The 14,982-nt window shown below is 58.5% G+C and carries 13 protein-coding genes and 1 pseudogene; 9 read left to right on the top strand and 5 right to left on the bottom strand.

Going from position 1 to position 14,982, the window contains the following annotated elements; genetic code table 11:
* Positions 1–6 precede the first annotated feature (6 nt).
* From fhuC to fhuB, 3 genes are read left to right on the top strand one after another with little or no spacing between them, the layout of a single operon-like run.
* On the top strand, positions 7–804 hold the full coding sequence (gene fhuC / locus RT120_RS18405; RefSeq protein ID WP_312984900.1) for a Fe3+-hydroxamate ABC transporter ATP-binding protein FhuC: 798 nt from the start codon (positions 7–9) through the stop codon (positions 802–804).
* Positions 804–1,700, top strand: coding sequence for a Fe(3+)-hydroxamate ABC transporter substrate-binding protein FhuD (gene fhuD / locus RT120_RS18400; RefSeq protein ID WP_312984898.1), 897 nt, complete (start codon positions 804–806; stop codon positions 1,698–1,700). Before fhuC ends, fhuD begins: the two co-directional genes overlap by 1 nt.
* The gene (gene fhuB / locus RT120_RS18395) at positions 1,697–3,682 is read left to right on the top strand and encodes a Fe(3+)-hydroxamate ABC transporter permease FhuB (RefSeq protein ID WP_312984896.1); all 1,986 of its coding nucleotides are present in this window, start codon (positions 1,697–1,699) and stop codon (positions 3,680–3,682) included. Before fhuD ends, fhuB begins: the two co-directional genes overlap by 4 nt.
* Before the next feature lie 31 nt (positions 3,683–3,713).
* On the opposite strand, the gene RT120_RS18390 is transcribed toward fhuB, so the two are convergent.
* On the bottom strand, positions 3,714–4,436 hold the full coding sequence (locus RT120_RS18390; protein WP_312984894.1) for a LysR substrate-binding domain-containing protein: 723 nt from the start codon (positions 4,434–4,436) through the stop codon (positions 3,714–3,716).
* A 37-nt stretch (positions 4,437–4,473) separates the two neighbouring features.
* Between RT120_RS18390 and RT120_RS18385 the strand changes: the two are divergent.
* A pseudogene (locus RT120_RS18385) lies at positions 4,474–4,933 on the top strand (NAD(P)H-dependent oxidoreductase); the annotation flags it as partial.
* 39 nt (positions 4,934–4,972) lie between these two features.
* On the opposite strand, the gene hemL reads toward RT120_RS18385, so the two are convergent.
* Positions 4,973–6,253: a glutamate-1-semialdehyde 2,1-aminomutase gene (hemL, locus tag RT120_RS18380; RefSeq protein WP_312984892.1), complete on the bottom strand. Its 1,281-nt coding sequence runs from the start codon at positions 6,251–6,253 to the stop codon at positions 4,973–4,975.
* A gap of 177 nt (positions 6,254–6,430) precedes the next feature.
* Between hemL and clcA the strand changes: the two genes are divergently transcribed.
* Together clcA and erpA are read left to right on the top strand one after the other, a co-directional pair.
* Positions 6,431–7,840 carry a H(+)/Cl(-) exchange transporter ClcA gene (gene clcA / locus RT120_RS18375; RefSeq protein ID WP_312984890.1) on the top strand — a complete coding sequence of 470 codons (1,410 nt, stop codon included), beginning with the start codon at positions 6,431–6,433 and terminating at the stop codon, positions 7,838–7,840.
* Positions 7,841–7,972: 132 nt separating this feature from the next.
* Positions 7,973–8,317, top strand: a complete 345-nt coding sequence (gene erpA, locus RT120_RS18370; protein WP_125293614.1) for an iron-sulfur cluster insertion protein ErpA — start codon at positions 7,973–7,975, stop codon at positions 8,315–8,317.
* 50 nt (positions 8,318–8,367) lie between these two features.
* On the opposite strand, the gene RT120_RS18365 is transcribed toward erpA, so the two are convergent.
* Genes RT120_RS18365 through mtnN form a run of 3 tightly spaced genes read right to left on the bottom strand, consistent with a single transcriptional unit; the run spans position 8,368 to position 10,492 of the window.
* Positions 8,368–8,988 carry a TRIC cation channel family protein gene (locus tag RT120_RS18365; RefSeq protein ID WP_312984887.1) on the bottom strand — a complete coding sequence of 207 codons (621 nt, stop codon included), beginning with the start codon at positions 8,986–8,988 and terminating at the stop codon, positions 8,368–8,370.
* A 9-nt stretch (positions 8,989–8,997) separates the two neighbouring features.
* A complete protein-coding gene (btuF, locus tag RT120_RS18360; RefSeq protein WP_312984885.1) occupies positions 8,998–9,801 on the bottom strand; it encodes a vitamin B12 ABC transporter substrate-binding protein BtuF in 804 nt (267 codons plus the stop codon).
* Positions 9,794–10,492 (bottom strand): 5'-methylthioadenosine/S-adenosylhomocysteine nucleosidase, encoded by a 699-nt coding sequence (gene mtnN / locus RT120_RS18355; protein ID WP_312984883.1) that lies wholly within the window; start codon positions 10,490–10,492, stop codon positions 9,794–9,796. The genes btuF and mtnN overlap by 8 nt, the downstream gene beginning before the upstream one ends.
* Positions 10,493–10,584: 92 nt before the next feature.
* Here mtnN and dgt point away from each other — a divergent pair, with 92 nt between their 5' ends.
* The 3 genes from dgt (at position 10,585) to RT120_RS18340 (ending at position 14,952) form a co-directional block, all read left to right on the top strand.
* Entirely contained in the window at positions 10,585–12,099 is a 1,515-nt protein-coding gene (gene dgt / locus RT120_RS18350) for a dGTPase (RefSeq protein WP_312984881.1), read from the top strand.
* 138 nt (positions 12,100–12,237) lie between these two features.
* Positions 12,238–13,668, top strand: a complete 1,431-nt coding sequence (gene degP, locus RT120_RS18345) for a serine endoprotease DegP (protein WP_312984879.1) — start codon at positions 12,238–12,240, stop codon at positions 13,666–13,668.
* A 126-nt stretch (positions 13,669–13,794) separates the two neighbouring features.
* Positions 13,795–14,952 (top strand): CdaR family transcriptional regulator, encoded by a 1,158-nt coding sequence (locus RT120_RS18340; RefSeq protein WP_312984877.1) that lies wholly within the window; start codon positions 13,795–13,797, stop codon positions 14,950–14,952.
* Positions 14,953–14,982 lie beyond the last annotated feature (30 nt).

The following is a 14,982-nucleotide window of genomic DNA, read 5'->3' as shown; positions in this document are numbered from 1 at the left end:
ATGATTATGCAGGATAAACAGACGCATCCCGATACCACCTTTTCTCTGCGCGATATCACTTTCCGGGTGCCAGGCAGAACCCTGCTTCACCCGCTCTCATTGACCTTTCCTGTCGGTAAGGTGACGGGCCTGATCGGCCACAACGGTTCCGGTAAATCCACCCTGCTCAAAATGCTTGGCCGCCATCAGAAGCCGTCCGACGGCGATCTGCTGCTCAACGATTTACCCCTGGATCAGTGGAGCAGCAAAGCCTTTGCCCGCCAGGTGGCCTATTTGCCGCAACAGCTACCGCCCGCGGAAGGCATGACGGTACGCGAACTGGTGGCGATTGGCCGCTATCCGTGGCACGGTGCGTTAGGGCGTTTCGGCGTCGCCGATCGTGAGAAAGTGGAAGAGGCTATCGAACTGGTAGGGCTGAAGCCGTTCGCCCATCGCCTGGTGGACAGCCTGTCGGGCGGTGAACGCCAGCGGGTGTGGATTGCGATGCTGGTGGCCCAGGACAGCCGCTGTTTATTGCTGGATGAACCGACATCGGCGCTGGATATCGCCCATCAGGTGGACGTGCTGGCGCTGATCCACCGTCTGAGCCAGCAAAAAGGCTTAACGGTGATTGCCGTGCTGCATGACATCAATATGGCGGCACGCTACTGCGATTATCTGGTTGCCCTGCGCGGCGGCGAAATGATTGCCCAGGGCGAACCCGCCGCCATGATGCAGAGCGAAACCCTCGAGCGCATCTACGGTCTTCCTATGGGCATTCTCCCTCATCCCGCGGGCGCGGCCCCGGTGAGCTTTGTCTACTGATGTCAGACTCCCTTTTAACGTTAATTTCCCGTCGTCGCCTGGTAACGGCGATGGCGTTATCTCCGCTGCTGTGGCAAATGGGCACCGCCCGCGCCGCGACGGTCGACCCGCATCGCGTGGTGGCGCTGGAATGGCTGCCGGTAGAGTTGCTGATGGCGCTCGGCGTAATGCCTTACGGCGTGGCGGATATCGTTAACTACAGAATGTGGGTCAATGAGCCCGCGCTGCCGGATTCGGTGATCGACGTCGGGCTGCGTACCGAGCCGAATCTGGAACTGCTGGCGCAAATGAAGCCGTCCATGCTGGTCTGGTCCACGGGTTATGGCCCATCCGAAGAGACGTTGCGGCCTATCGCGCCGGGGCGCGGATTTAGCTTTAGCGACGGTAAACAACCGCTGACCAAAGCGCGTAACTCACTACTGGAGATGGGCGAGCTGCTGGGGCTTTCCCAGGCGGCGCACGCGCATCTGGATAAGTTTGACGCTTATCTGGCGCAGATGAAACCGCGCTTTGCCGGACGGGGCAATCGCCCGATCCTGATGATGACCCTGATGGACGAACGCCACGTGTTGGTGATGGGTGAAAACAGCCTGTTCCAGCAGGTCATGGACGTGATGGATATTCCCAACGCCTGGCACGGTGAAACCAATTTCTGGGGCAGCGCCGTGGTGGGTATTGAACGCCTTGCGGCGGTGAAAGACGCCGATGTGCTGTGTTTTGAGCACGGTGATGATGCGCTGATGGCGCGTATCGCCGCCACCCCGCTGTGGAAGGCGATGCCGTTTATCCGCCAGCAGCGTTTCCAGCGCGTGCCCGCCGTGTGGTTCTACGGCGCGACCCTCTCCTCGATGCATTTCTGCCGGGTGCTGGATGCGGCGCTGGGAGGCAAAGCATGAGGGCCAAAAGCAATCTGTTCGCGCCGGTACTGTTGTCGGTGATGTTTCTGGCCGGGCTGTGGCTCACCTGGTTTAACCTCAATCATCAACTGCCGCGCGACCAGTGGAGCGCGGCACTGTGGCATCCCAGCCAGGATGCCCTCGATCAGATGCTGTTCCACTACAGCGCGTTGCCGCGCCTGGTGCTGTCGCTGCTGGTTGGCGCGGGGCTGGGGCTGGTGGGCGTGCTGTTCCAGCAGGTGCTGCGCAACCCGCTGGCGGAACCGACCACGCTCGGCGTGGCGACGGGCGCGCAGTTGGGTATCGCCATCACCACGCTGTGGGCGCTGCCCGGCGGTTATATGACCTCGCAGTTCGCGGCGCTGGCGGGCTCGGCGCTGGTGGGGCTGATTGTTTTCGGCGTTGCCTGGAATAAACGGCTTTCGCCGATCACGCTGATTCTGGCGGGTCTGGTGGTTAGTCTGTACTGCGGCGCGGTGAATCAGCTGATCGTAATTTTCCATCACGACCAGCTGCAAAGTGTGTTTTTGTGGAGTACCGGGGCGCTTAACCAGACCGACTGGAGCATTGTTTCCCGGCTGTGGCCGCAACTGCTTGGCGGAGTGATGCTGACGCTGCTGCTGCTGCGCCCGCTCACCCTGATGGGCCTCGACGACGGCGTGGCGCGCAACCTGGGCCTGGCGCTGTCCATGGCGCGGTTAGCGGCGCTGGTGCTGGCAATCGCCATCAGCGCCTTGCTGGTTAACGCGGTGGGGATTATCGGCTTCATCGGTCTGTTTGCGCCGCTGCTGGCGAAAATGCTCGGCGCGCGCCGCCTGCTTTCCCGGCTGATCCTCGCGCCGTTGATCGGCGCGCTGATCCTGTGGCTGTCGGATCAGATGATTGTCTGGCTGACCCGGGTGTGGATGGAAGTCTCGACCGGCGCGGTAACGGCGTTAATTGGCGCGCCGCTGCTGCTGTGGCTGCTGCCGCGTTTGCGCACCCAGAGCGCGCCGTCTCTCGATGCGGGCGACCATATCCCCACGGAACGCCAGTACGTGCTGTTATTTAGCCTGGCGGGCGTTGGGGTGCTGTTGCTGATGATTGTCGTTGCCCTGACGTTTGGCCGCGATGCGCATGGCTGGACCTGGGCCAGCGGCGATCTGCTGCGGGACCTGCTGCCGTGGCGCTGGCCGCGCGTACTCGCAGCGATGACCGCAGGCTGTATGCTGGCGGTGGCGGGCTGCATTATCCAGCGGCTGACCGGCAACGCCATGGCGAGCCCGGAAGTGCTGGGCATCAGCTCCGGCGCGGCGTTTGGTGTGGTGTTGATGCTGTTCCTGGTGCCGGGAGACGCCTTTGGCTGGTTGCTGCCCGCCGGTAGCCTGGGGGCGGCTGCCACGCTGCTGATTATCATGATCGCTGCCGGACGCGGCGGGTTTTCCCCGCACCGGATGCTGCTTGCCGGGATGGCGTTAAGTACCGCCTTTACTATGCTGCTGATGATGCTCCAGGCCAGTGGCGATCCGCGCATGGCGAAAGTCATCACCTGGATTTCCGGCTCGACCTATAGCGTCACCGACCAGCACGCGGTGTACAGTTTTATCGTGATGGCGGCACTGCTGGCGCTGACGCCGCTGTGCCGCCGCTGGTTAACGGTATTGCCGCTGGGCGGCGATACGGCGCGGGCAGTGGGGATGGCGCTTACGCCGTCGCGCGTGGCGTTGTTGATGCTGGCATCCGGCCTGACGGCGGCGGCGACCATGACCATCGGCCCGCTGAGTTTTGTTGGGTTGATGGCCCCGCATATCACCCGGATGATGGGTTTCCGTCGCGCGCTGCCGCAGATGGTGATTTCCGCGCTGCTTGGCGGGCTGCTACTGGTGGTGGCGGACTGGTGTGGGCGAATGGTGATGTTCCCGTACCAGATCCCTGCCGGGTTGCTATCGACCTTTATCGGCGCGCCGTACTTTGTGTATCTGCTGCGTAAGCAGAGCCGTTAAGCAAATGGCCTCTTTCGTCCTGAAAGGGGTCCTATTCTGTCGGAACCGCGCTGGCGATAAACTCGCGAAGCCACTGATGCGCCGGGTCGCGGTGCATCCGCTCCGGCCACAGCATCATCTTCTCAAACCCGGCAATCTCAATTGGCGCGTCCAGCACGCGCAGCGCCGCATCGTCACGTACCAGCCGTTCCGGCAACAGCGCCACCAGATTTGTGCGGCTCAGCACGGCGCTGACAAAGCTAAAATGCGGTACGGACAGCACGACCTTATGCGTAAGCCCTAACGCCGCCAGCGCCTCGTCGGTGCTGCCGACAAATCCGCCGCCGTCCGGCGAAACGATTACATGTTCCAGTTGGCAAAACTGCGCAAGATCCGGAGCGTGTTGCAGTTCAGGGTGATCGTGGCGGCACACCAGCCGGTAATTTTCATAGAACAGGAAGCGGCTGCGCAGTTCCAGCGGTGCGCAGGTACGGGTGAAAATTGCCAGATCGAGTTTGTCATGCTCCATCGCGGCGGAAAGCCGGGTCGAGGGAACCTCCAGCAGCGCCAGACGGCAATGCGGCGCGGCGTTACGTAACCCATCCAGCGCGGGTAGCAATACCGAATATTCACTGTAATCCGATGCGGCGATGCGCCAGGTCATGGCCGCCTGTGCAGGATCGAAGGGCAGCGGCGAGGCGATGGCGTGATCCAGTGCCCGGAGCGCCTTACGCAACGGTTCCCGCAGCGCTTCGGCCCGCGCGGTGGGGCGCATTCCGCGTGGACCCGGCAGCAGTAGCGGATCGCCTAACGATTCGCGGACCGGTTACGAGCAGGGATTACAGACCCCGGATATCACCCGCGAGCAGGAGAAACTGCATTGGGCGGATACGGTTATTTTTCAGTTCCCGCTGTGGTGGTTCACCATGCCTGCCATTATGAAGGGCTGGTTTGAGCGCGTGTATGCTTACGGTTTTGCCTATGGCGTGGGCGAGCATTCCGATAGCCACTGGGGCGATCGCTTTGGCGAAGTTGTGGTATCCGGGTTTTGATGTTCTGCCGCCGCACATGATTTATCGCGCCCATAAGATGGATGAACAGCGCTTTCAGGTGGAGTGCGAGAAACTGGACGCGCGGCTGAAAACCCTGGAGCAGACCGCGCCGCTGCCGTTTCGTCGCCAGAACTTTGGTGATTATCAGATCCCGTCGTTAATACTCAGGCCGGAACTGGCGGAAGGGGAGAGCGGATTTAGGGTTCATCTGCAACGCTGAAGGGAAAGCGGCCCGCGCCGAATAGCGCGGGCCTGAGTATTACAGTTTGGCAAACACCTGGCGCGCCGCGTCGAGGGTGTTATCAATATCTTCTTCGCTGTGCGCCACGGACATAAAACCCGCTTCAAACGCCGACGGTGCCAGATACACGCCTTCTTCCAGCATCAGATGGAAGAAATGCTTAAATCGCTCAACGTCGCAGCCCAGCACGTCCTGATAGCAGGTCACGCTCGGCGCATCGGTAAAGAACAGGCCGAACATCCCGCCGACATGGTTCACCACCAGCGGAATACCCGCCTCCTGCGCCGCTTCGCGCAGGCCTTCCGCCAGACGGGTGGTCAGGTCGGTCAGGGTAGCGTGAATACCCGGCTGGGCCACCTCGGTCAGGCAGGCGTAGCCCGCCGCCATGGCGATCGGGTTGCCGGACAGTGTACCCGCCTGGTAAACCGGGCCGGTCGGCGCCAGGGCTTCCATGATTTCACGGCGTCCGCCGAACGCGCCCACCGGCATACCGCCGCCGATGATTTTACCCAGGCAGGTCAGATCCGGCTCCACGCTGTAATAAGACTGCGCGCCAGCCAGCGCCACGCGGAAGCCGGTCATCACTTCATCAATAATCAGCAGCGCGCCGAATTCGTCGCACAGCGCGCGCAGGCCCGGCAGGAAGTCCGGCTGCGGCGGGATACAGTTCATATTGCCCGCGACCGGCTCGACGATGATGCAGGCGATGTCCTGCGGATACTGCTCAAACGCCTCGCGCACCGAAGCGAGATCGTTGTAGGTGCAGGTCAGGGTGTGTTTGGCGAAATCCGCCGGCACGCCTGGTGAGTTCGGCTGGCCGAGCGTCAGCGCGCCGGAACCGGCTTTCACTAACAGACAATCGGCGTGGCCGTGGTAGCAGCCTTCGAATTTGATGATCTTGTCGCGATGGGTGTAACCGCGCGCCAGGCGGATTGCGCTCATGGTGGCTTCGGTGCCGGAGTTCACCATTCGCACCATATCCATCGTCGGCACCAGTTCGGTGACCAGTTGCGCCATTTTGACTTCCATCTCGGTGGGCGCGCCAAAGCTTAAACCACGCTGGGCGGCTTCGATTACCGCGTTGCGGATGGCGGGGTGGTTATGGCCCAGCACCATCGGACCCCAGGAGCCCACGTAGTCGATATAGGCTTTTCCGTCGGCGTCATACAGGTAAGCCCCGTCGGCGCGCTCAATGAAAAGTGGTGTTCCCCCTACGCCGGTAAATGCGCGTACCGGTGAATTAACCCCGCCAGGGATAAGCTCGCGTGCGGCAGCGTAGAGATGTTCAGACTTACTCATGAATCGGCTCCTGATTCGTGGAATGGGTAACAACGGGCTATTCTAAGGGATCCACGGAAGGTAATAAAAGTTTTGCCCGATTAAAGCATCATAATTCGAAGGGATTTTCCTCGCGACGTCTGGGTTCAGGGCGAGTAAAATGCCGCGCGTAAAAAATCTACCTAAAAATGATGATGTATGAATTCTGAAAACTCCTCGTTTGAAGCACAGCAGTTTGTCCGCCTGACGCGCCGCGAGCGTATCCGGCAATTACTCAATCGCGATAAAACGCCCGTCGCCATCCTGTTAATGGCCGCCGTTGTAGGCACGCTCACCGGCCTGGCAGGCGTGGCATTTGATAAAGCCGTGGAATGGGTCCAGCTAAATCGCATGATGCTGCTGGCCAGCACGGCGGACCGCGAATGGCTGGTCTGGCCGCTGGCGTTTATCGTCTCGGCGCTGTTAGCGATGTTCGGTTACTGGCTGGTGCGCCGTTTTGCGCCGGAGGCGGGCGGCTCGGGCATCCCGGAAATCGAAGGCGCGATGGAAGAATTACGCCCGGTGCGCTGGTGGCGCGTGCTGCCGGTGAAATTTTTCGGCGGCATGGGAACGCTGGGCGCGGGCATGGTGCTGGGGCGCGAAGGGCCGACGGTGCAGATTGGCGGCAATATCGGGCGCATGGTGCTGGATGTTTTCCGCATGCGCAGCGCAGAGGCACGCCATACCTTACTGGCAACCGGCGCGGCGGCGGGCCTTTCCGCCGCCTTTAACGCGCCGCTGGCGGGCATTCTGTTTATCATTGAAGAGATGCGCCCGCAGTTTCGCTACAGCCTGATCTCGATTAAAGCGGTGTTCACCGGCGTGATTATGTCGAGCATTGTGTTCCGGGTGTTCAACGGCGAAGCGGCAATCATCGATGTGGGACAACTCTCCAACGCGCCGATTCATACCCTGTGGCTGTATCTGGTGCTGGGGATGATTTTTGGCATTGTCGGGCCGCTGTTTAACGCGCTGGTGCTGAAGGCGCAGGATATGTTCGCCAAAATCCACGGTGGGAATATCACGAAGTGGGTGTTAATCGGTGGGATGATCGGTGGGCTTTGTGGCGTGCTGGGGCTTATCGATCCCAGTGCGGCGGGGGGCGGCTTTAATTTGATCCCGATTGCTGCGGCGGGCAATTTTACCGTTGGGATGCTGCTGTTTATCTTTATCACTCGTATCATCACCACGGTGCTATGTTTTTCTTCTGGCGCGCCGGGCGGAATTTTCGCCCCGATGTTGGCGCTGGGGACGCTGCTGGGTACCGCGTTCGGCATGGTCTGTATCGCCTGGTTCCCGGCGTGGCAACTGGAGCCAGGCACCTTTGCCATCGCCGGAATGGGGGCACTGTTCGCCGCCTCTGTGCGCGCGCCGCTGACCGGTATCGTGCTGGTTCTGGAAATGACCGACAATTATCAGCTCATATTGCCAATGATTATTACCTGTCTGGGTGCCACACTGCTGGCGCAGTTCCTGGGCGGCAAGCCACTCTATTCCACTATCCTGGCGCGGACATTAGCCAAACAGGAAGCGGAGCAGCAGCAGGCCGCACGACCGGAGAATACTTGAACGATTTACCAGGGTATTAGATAATGACCAAAAGATTGGGTGATATCCGTCATACTTCTGGCCGTTTCTGTTCCGGGACCGCCTCCAGGATTCGGTTAATTACCCGAATCGCCGTATCAATGGGAGCAAATAATGAGTGATGACGTAGCGCTGCCTCTGCAATTTACCGATGCAGCAGCCAATAAAGTAAAAAGCCTGGTTGCCGATGAAGAGAACCCGAACCTGAAACTGCGTGTATATATCACCGGTGGTGGTTGCAGCGGCTTCCAGTATGGTTTTACCTTTGATGACCAGATCAACGAAGGCGACATGACCATTGAGAAACAGGGTGTCGCGCTGGTGGTTGATCCGATGAGCCTGCAATATCTGGTGGGCGGCGCGGTGGATTACACCGAAGGTCTGGAAGGTTCCCGTTTTGTGGTGACTAACCCGAACGCCACCAGCACCTGCGGCTGCGGTTCTTCATTCAGCATCTAAGCCGTAATGCCGATAAAAAAAGCCGTGATTGCATCACGGCTTTTTTGTTTTCAGGCGCGGTCATCCAGCGCAAACGTCGGCAGTTTTAAATGCCAGCGGATCGCCGCCAGGCGGATCGTTAGCGTCACCACCATCCCCACCATACTCGCCTGCTCTAACGGCATGCCGAACAGATAGAAGGCGTTGGCATGAACGATGCCGCCGATAATGCAGGCAGTAGCGTAGATTTCGGTACGCAGGATCATCGGTACTTCGCGCGCCAGCACATCGCGGATAATCCCGCCGCCCACGCCGGTCAGCACGCCCATACACACCGCCACCAGCGGGCCGGTTCCGGCCATAAAAGCTTTGTTCACCCCGATGCCGACAAACACCGCCAGCCCGACGGCGTCCAGCACCGGCAGCACCCATTTCGGCAGGCGGCGCGGCTGGCGCACCAGCACAATGGTCAACATACAGGTCACCATCGCCACCACCAGATCGGTGGGATCGTTAACCCAAAACACCGGGCCGTGGGCAAGGGCCATATCGCGGATGGTGCCTCCGCCTACGGCCGTGACGACGCCCAACACCAGTACGCCAAACGGATCCATCCGCAGCTTACCGGCCAGTAAAACCCCTGAAATAGCAAAAACGGCAGTACCAATGATATCCAGCCAATAGACCAGCATTGCTCACCCTCAGTTCGTTGTTTCCGCCATCGCCTGGCAGAGCTGTTTTGCGGCGAGGATGATACGCGGGCCTGACCGTTCAAACCAGTCGTCGTGAAGGGCAATAACCGGAACTTTGAGCTGGTCATGCCAAAATTGCGATGTTTTTGGGATATTGCGCTGTTCCCCGGCCACCACGATGGCCTGCGGTTTACGCATTAGTACCTGTTCACGGCTCACCTGCGGCCAGGGGACGCGGCTGTCGGCGAAGATATTTTCACCGCCACACACTTCCAGGATCTGGTTTTGCAAGGAGGATTTACCGGAGGTAAACAGCGGATGGTCGCCGAACTGCATAAAAACGCGGGTTTTCGGTTTGTCAGCATACTGTTTTCGCAGGGCGGCAAATTCCTGCTCAAGCTTATCGGCAGCGGCGTTGGCCTGCTCTGGCGCCGGGCTCCACGTTGCCAGCTTGCGCAACGCGGCGACAATATCTTCTACAGTCAGCGGGTCGAGCCACAGTACCTCGATGCCTAGCGCGTTAAGCTGGTTAACCTGGCGTTCAGGATTACCGCCGCGCCAGGCGACGACCAAATCCGGTTTCAGCGCCACGATGCGCTCGAAATTCATGCCCTGCCAGTTGGCGACCTGCTCAAGCTTTTTGGCGGCTTCCGGGTAATCGGAATAGTTGCTGACGGCAATCGGCGTGATCCCTGCGGCGAATGCCAGTTCGGTGTTGCCGGGTGACAGAGTGATCACGCGCGGCGCGGCAAACAGCCACGCCGGGAAGAGGAAAAGGGCGCACAGCGCCCCGAAGCGTTTGAGCTTAGCCATGCTGGAGCTGTTGGAGCAGCGTTTCAACCATCAGGCTGGACTGCTTCGCCGCCACCGTCAGGAACTCGTCAAAGCTGAGGTGGGACTCCTGATCGGCCACGTCGGAAATGGCGCGTACCACCACAAACGGCACGCCGAAGTTGTGGCAAACGTGCGCCACGGCGGTGGCTTCCATTTCTACCGCAATGGCATTCGGGAAGTGCTGGCGGATTTTCGCCAGGTTTTCCGCACCGTTAATAAACGCATCACCGCTTACCACCAGGCCACGTACCGCGTGAAGGTCCAGTTTCTGAATGCAGGCTTCGGCTGCGGCAATCAGTTTTTCATCGGCTTTAAAGCCTGCCGGGCAGCCCGGCAACTGGCCGTATTCGTAGCCAAACGCGGTGACGTCGGCGTCGTGGTAGCGCACATCTTCAGATACCACGATATCGCCCACTTTCAGGGTCGACGCCAGGCCGCCTGCGGAGCCGGTATTGATAATGACGTCGGGTTTGCAGTGTTCCAGCAGCAGGGTTGCGCCCATCGCCGCCGCAACTTTACCAATTCCCGATTTCAGCAGCGCCACGTCGGTTCCGTTTAACGTTCCGGTATAAATTTCACAACCGGCAATGTTCAGCGTTTGACGGTTTTCGATTTTGTCGCGCAGAAGGGTAACTTCTTCTTCCATTGCGCCAATGATGCCTGCTTTCATAGAGATACTCGCTAAATGTTAGATTCAGGGGCATAGTCTATCATGGCATTGACAGGGAAATAATTCGCTTCTGATTAAGAGCTGGAGGGCTTATGGCTGAGTTCGACTTTCGCAATAAGATTAACTGGCGTCGCCGCTACCGCTCGCCACAGGGCGTGAAAAGCGAGCATGAGATTGTGCGCATTTTTGAAAGCGACCGCGGACGCATCGTCAACTCTCCCGCCATTCGCCGTCTCCAGCAGAAAACCCAGGTTTTTCCCCTTGAGCGCAACGCTGCGGTGCGCACCCGTTTGACCCATTCCATGGAAGTCCAACAGGTGGGGCGCTATATCGCCAAAGAGGTGCTCAGCCGCCTGAAGGAGCGCAGGCTGCTGGCGGAATATGGGCTTGATGAGCTCACCGGCCCGTTCGAAAGTATTGTTGAAATGTCCTGCCTGATGCATGACATCGGCAATCCGCCGTTCGGGCATTTTGGCGAAGCGGCGATTAACGACTGGTTTCGCCAGCGCCTGGTGCCTGCCGATGCCACCAGCCAGCCGCTCAGCGGTGATCGCTGCCAGGTGGCGGTGCTGCAATTGCATGAGGGCGAAGAGGCGCTCAATACGCTGCGGCGCAAGGTGCGTAATGACATCTGCCAGTTTGAAGGCAACGCGCAGGGAATTCGTCTGGTACATACGCTGCTGCGCATGAACCTGACCTGGGCGCAGGTTGGTGGGATTTTAAAATATACCCGCCCGGCGTGGTTTACCGGCCCCACGCCGGAAAGCCACAGTTACTTAATGAAAAAACCGGGCTTTTACCTCTCGGAAGAAGAGTACATTGTACGGTTACGTAAAGAACTTTCACTGAACGACTATTGCCGATTTCCACTGACCTGGATTATGGAAGCCGCTGACGACATCTCTTATTGCGTCGCCGACTTAGAAGATGCAGTAGAGAAACGCATCTTCAGTGCCGAGCAGCTTTACCAGCATTTGCGCGACGCCTGGGGCGACCATCAACCCGGCGATCTGTTTGCCCAGGTGGTGCAAAATGCCTGGGATAAATCGATGACTAACTCCATGCAGCGCAGCGTTGAAGATCAGTTTTTTATGTATTTGCGGGTGAATACGCTGAATAAACTGGTGCCTTACGCCGCCCAGCGTTTTATTGATAACTTACCGACCATTTTCCCCGGTTGTTTTAATCACGCGCTGCTGGAAGATGACAGTCCATATAGCCGTCTCCTGAAACTTTATAAAAACGTCGCGATTCGCCATGTATTTAGCCATCCCGATGTTGAGCAGCTCGAATTACAGGGTTACCGGGTGATTAAAGGGCTGTTAGATATATATCAACCGCTGTTGCTGCTGGGCGCGGACGACTTCCGGCTATTAGTGGAAGAAGCCAATGGGCGACGGTTACCTATTGAAACCCGGCTATTTCATAAGTTGTCGGGTCGGCACCGCCTGGCTTATATTGAGGCGATGAGCCACGTTAATCGTAATGATGCTGATTTTCCGATTTGGGAATATTATTATCGCTGCCGTCTTATCCAGGATTATATAAGTGGTATGACCGATCTTTATGCATGGGATGAATACCGTAAGCTGATGGCGGTTGAATAATATCTGAAAGTTTTGTAAAGACGACCAATAAATTTTTACTTTTCAAGAAATTCAGGCGTGGAACTTCGCGCGATAAAATCACTCTGATAGTCACGATTACAGCAATTTTGCCTGACTAATTAATTGAGAATGAAACAGATGAAAAAAACCACGTTAGCATTGAGTGCGCTGGCTCTGAGCATGGGCCTGGCGCTGGGTCCTGTCTCCGCTGTCGCTGCTGAAACCGCTTCGGCGGCACCGGTTGTTCAACCGATGCCAAGCCTGGCGCCGATGCTTGAAAAAGTGATGCCTTCAGTGGTGAGCATTAATGTGGAAGGAACGACAGCGGTAAACAATCCGCGCCTGCCGCGTAACTTCCAGCAGTTCTTCGGCGATGATTCCCCGTTCTGCCAGGACGGTTCGCCGTTCCAGAGCTCGCCGTTCTGTCAGGGCGGAGGTGCCGGTCCGCAAGGCGGCCAGCAACAGAAATTTATGGCGCTGGGTTCCGGGGTAATTATTGATGCCGCTAAAGGCTATGTGGTGACCAATAACCACGTGGTGGATAACGCGACCAGCATCAAAGTGCAACTTAGCGATGGCCGTAAGCTGGACGCCAAAATGGTTGGTAAAGACCCGCGCTCTGATATCGCGCTGATCCAGATCCAGGATCCGAAAAACCTGACGGCGATTAAACTGGCCGATTCTGATGCCCTGCGCGTCGGTGACTATACCGTAGCGATCGGCAACCCGTTCGGCCTGGGTGAAACCGTAACGTCCGGGATTGTGTCGGCGCTGGGCCGTAGCGGCCTGAACGCTGAAAACTACGAAAACTTTATCCAGACCGATGCGGCGATTAACCGGGGTAACTCCGGCGGCGCGCTGGTCAACCTGAACGGCGAACTGATCGGGATTAACACCGCGATCCTCGCGCCGGACGGCGGCAACATCGGTATCGGCTTCGCCATTCCCAGCAACATGGTGAAAAGCCTGACCAGCCAGATGGTGGAATATGGCCAGGTACGCCGCGGCGAACTGGGCATTATGGGGACTGAGCTGAACTCCGAACTGGCGAAAGCGATGAAAGTCGACGCCCAGCGCGGCGCATTCGTCAGCCAGGTAATGCCAAACTCTTCTGCGGCCAAAGCGGGCGTGAAGGCGGGCGACGTGATTGTCTCGCTGAACGACAAGCCGATTAGCAGCTTTGCGGCGCTGCGTGCCCAGGTTGGCACCATGCCAGTAGGCAGCAAACTCACCCTGGGCCTGCTGCGCGACGGCAAGCCGACGTCAGTGACGCTGGAACTCCAGCAGAGCAGCCAGAATCAGGTCGACTCTTCTTCCATCTTCAACGGGATTGAAGGCGCGGAGATGAGTAACCAGACCGGCAGCAACGTGGGCGTGGTAGTGAATAGCGTGAAAACCGGTTCTCAGGCGGCGCGTATCGGCCTGAAAAAAGGCGATGTCATTCTGGGCGCTAACCAGCAGCCGGTGAAAAACATCGCTGAACTGCGCAAAATTCTCGACAGCAAGCCATCTGTACTGGCGCTGAACGTGAAACGTGGCGATACCACGCTTTACCTGCTGATGCAGTAATTGTTGAAGGGTTTTTTGTGACCCTTTCCACAACTCCATAGTCTGACCCCGCGCATTGTGCAATTGCCCAATGCGCGGGTTTTTTTTGTGCCTTATTCTGAATCATTGATATGAGGAGGGGGCACAATGGCGGGTTGGCATCTTGATACCAAAATGGCGCAGGATATCGTGTCACGCACGATGCGGATCATTGATACCAATATCAACGTTATGGATGCCCGGGGACGGATTATCGGCAGCGGCGACCAGGAGCGTATTGGTGAATTGCACGAAGGCGCGCTGCTGGTGCTTTCGCAGGGCCGCGTGGTAGACATTGACGATGCGGTGGCCCGCAGCCTGCACGGCGTGCGCCAGGGGATTAACCTGCCGCTGCGTATCGAAGGTGAAATCGTCGGCGTGATCGGCCTGACGGGCGATCCGGTGCATTTGCGCAAGTACGGCGAGCTGGTGTGTATGACGGCGGAGATGATGCTGGAGCAGTCCCGTCTGATGCACATGCTGGCGCAGGATACGCGTCTGCGCGAAGAGCTGGTAATGAACCTGATCCAGACGGAAGAGCACACCCCGGCGCTGATGGAATGGGCACAGCGTTTAGGCATCGATCTTAATCAGCCGCGCGTGGTTGCTGTCGTCGAAGTGGACAGCGGGCAGCTCGGCGTCGACAGCGCGATGGCGGAACTGCAACAGCTGCAAACCGCCCTGACTACGCCTGAACGCAATAACCTGGTAGCCATCGTCTCGCTAACCGAAATGGTGGTGCTGAAGCCTGCGCTGAATGCGTTTGGCCGCTGGGATGCGGAAGACCACCGCCGCCGCGTTGAGCAGCTTATCGCCCGGATGAAAGAGAGTGGGCATTTGCGGTTTCGCGTGGCGCTCGGCAACTATTTTACCGGGCCTGGCAGCATTGCACGCTCCTGGCGTACCGCGCGCACCACCATGATGGTCGGCAAACAGCGTATGCCCGACGTGCGCAGCTATTTCTATCAGGATTTGATGCTGCCGGTGCTATTGGACAGCTTGCGCGGCGGCTGGCAAGCCAACGAGCTGGCGCGCCCGCTGGTCAAGCTGAAAGCGATGGACAACAATGGCCTGCTGCGCCGTACATTAACCGCGTGGTTTCGCCACAATGTGCAGCCGCTGGCGACCTCAAAGGCGTTGTTTATCCACCGTAATACCCTGGAATATCGCCTGAACCGGATATCGGAACTGACCGGGCTGGATTTGGGGAATTTTGACGACAGGCTGCTGCTGTATATTGCGTTACAGCTTGATGAGCAGCGCTAGACAAGAAAGCAGGGCGGGGGAGAGCCCGCC

It is taken from the genome of Atlantibacter sp., assembly GCF_032062175.1.
Lineage (GTDB): Bacteria > Pseudomonadota > Gammaproteobacteria > Enterobacterales > Enterobacteriaceae > Atlantibacter.
This window is presented reverse-complemented; position numbering and strand designations above follow the sequence as displayed.

What these genes read in the sequence shown, in the direction of transcription:
- hemL (WP_312984892.1), bottom strand. Translation starts at nt 6,253, where the DNA reads ATGAGTAAGTCTGAACATCTCTACGCTGCCGCACGCGAGCTTATCCCT.
- fhuD (WP_312984898.1), top strand. Translation starts at nt 804, where the DNA reads ATGTCAGACTCCCTTTTAACGTTAATTTCCCGTCGTCGCCTGGTAACG.
- mtnN (WP_312984883.1), bottom strand. Translation starts at nt 10,492, where the DNA reads ATGAAAGCAGGCATCATTGGCGCAATGGAAGAAGAAGTTACCCTTCTG.
- btuF (WP_312984885.1), bottom strand. Translation starts at nt 9,801, where the DNA reads ATGGCTAAGCTCAAACGCTTCGGGGCGCTGTGCGCCCTTTTCCTCTTC.
- degP (WP_312984879.1), top strand. Translation starts at nt 12,238, where the DNA reads ATGAAAAAAACCACGTTAGCATTGAGTGCGCTGGCTCTGAGCATGGGC.
- dgt (WP_312984881.1), top strand. Translation starts at nt 10,585, where the DNA reads ATGGCTGAGTTCGACTTTCGCAATAAGATTAACTGGCGTCGCCGCTAC.
- fhuC (WP_312984900.1), top strand. Translation starts at nt 7, where the DNA reads ATGCAGGATAAACAGACGCATCCCGATACCACCTTTTCTCTGCGCGAT.
- fhuB (WP_312984896.1), top strand. Translation starts at nt 1,697, where the DNA reads ATGAGGGCCAAAAGCAATCTGTTCGCGCCGGTACTGTTGTCGGTGATG.
- RT120_RS18340 (WP_312984877.1), top strand. Translation starts at nt 13,795, where the DNA reads ATGGCGGGTTGGCATCTTGATACCAAAATGGCGCAGGATATCGTGTCA.
- RT120_RS18390 (WP_312984894.1), bottom strand. Translation starts at nt 4,436, where the DNA reads ATGCGCCCCACCGCGCGGGCCGAAGCGCTGCGGGAACCGTTGCGTAAG.
- erpA (WP_125293614.1), top strand. Translation starts at nt 7,973, where the DNA reads ATGAGTGATGACGTAGCGCTGCCTCTGCAATTTACCGATGCAGCAGCC.
- clcA (WP_312984890.1), top strand. Translation starts at nt 6,431, where the DNA reads ATGAATTCTGAAAACTCCTCGTTTGAAGCACAGCAGTTTGTCCGCCTG.
- RT120_RS18365 (WP_312984887.1), bottom strand. Translation starts at nt 8,988, where the DNA reads ATGCTGGTCTATTGGCTGGATATCATTGGTACTGCCGTTTTTGCTATT.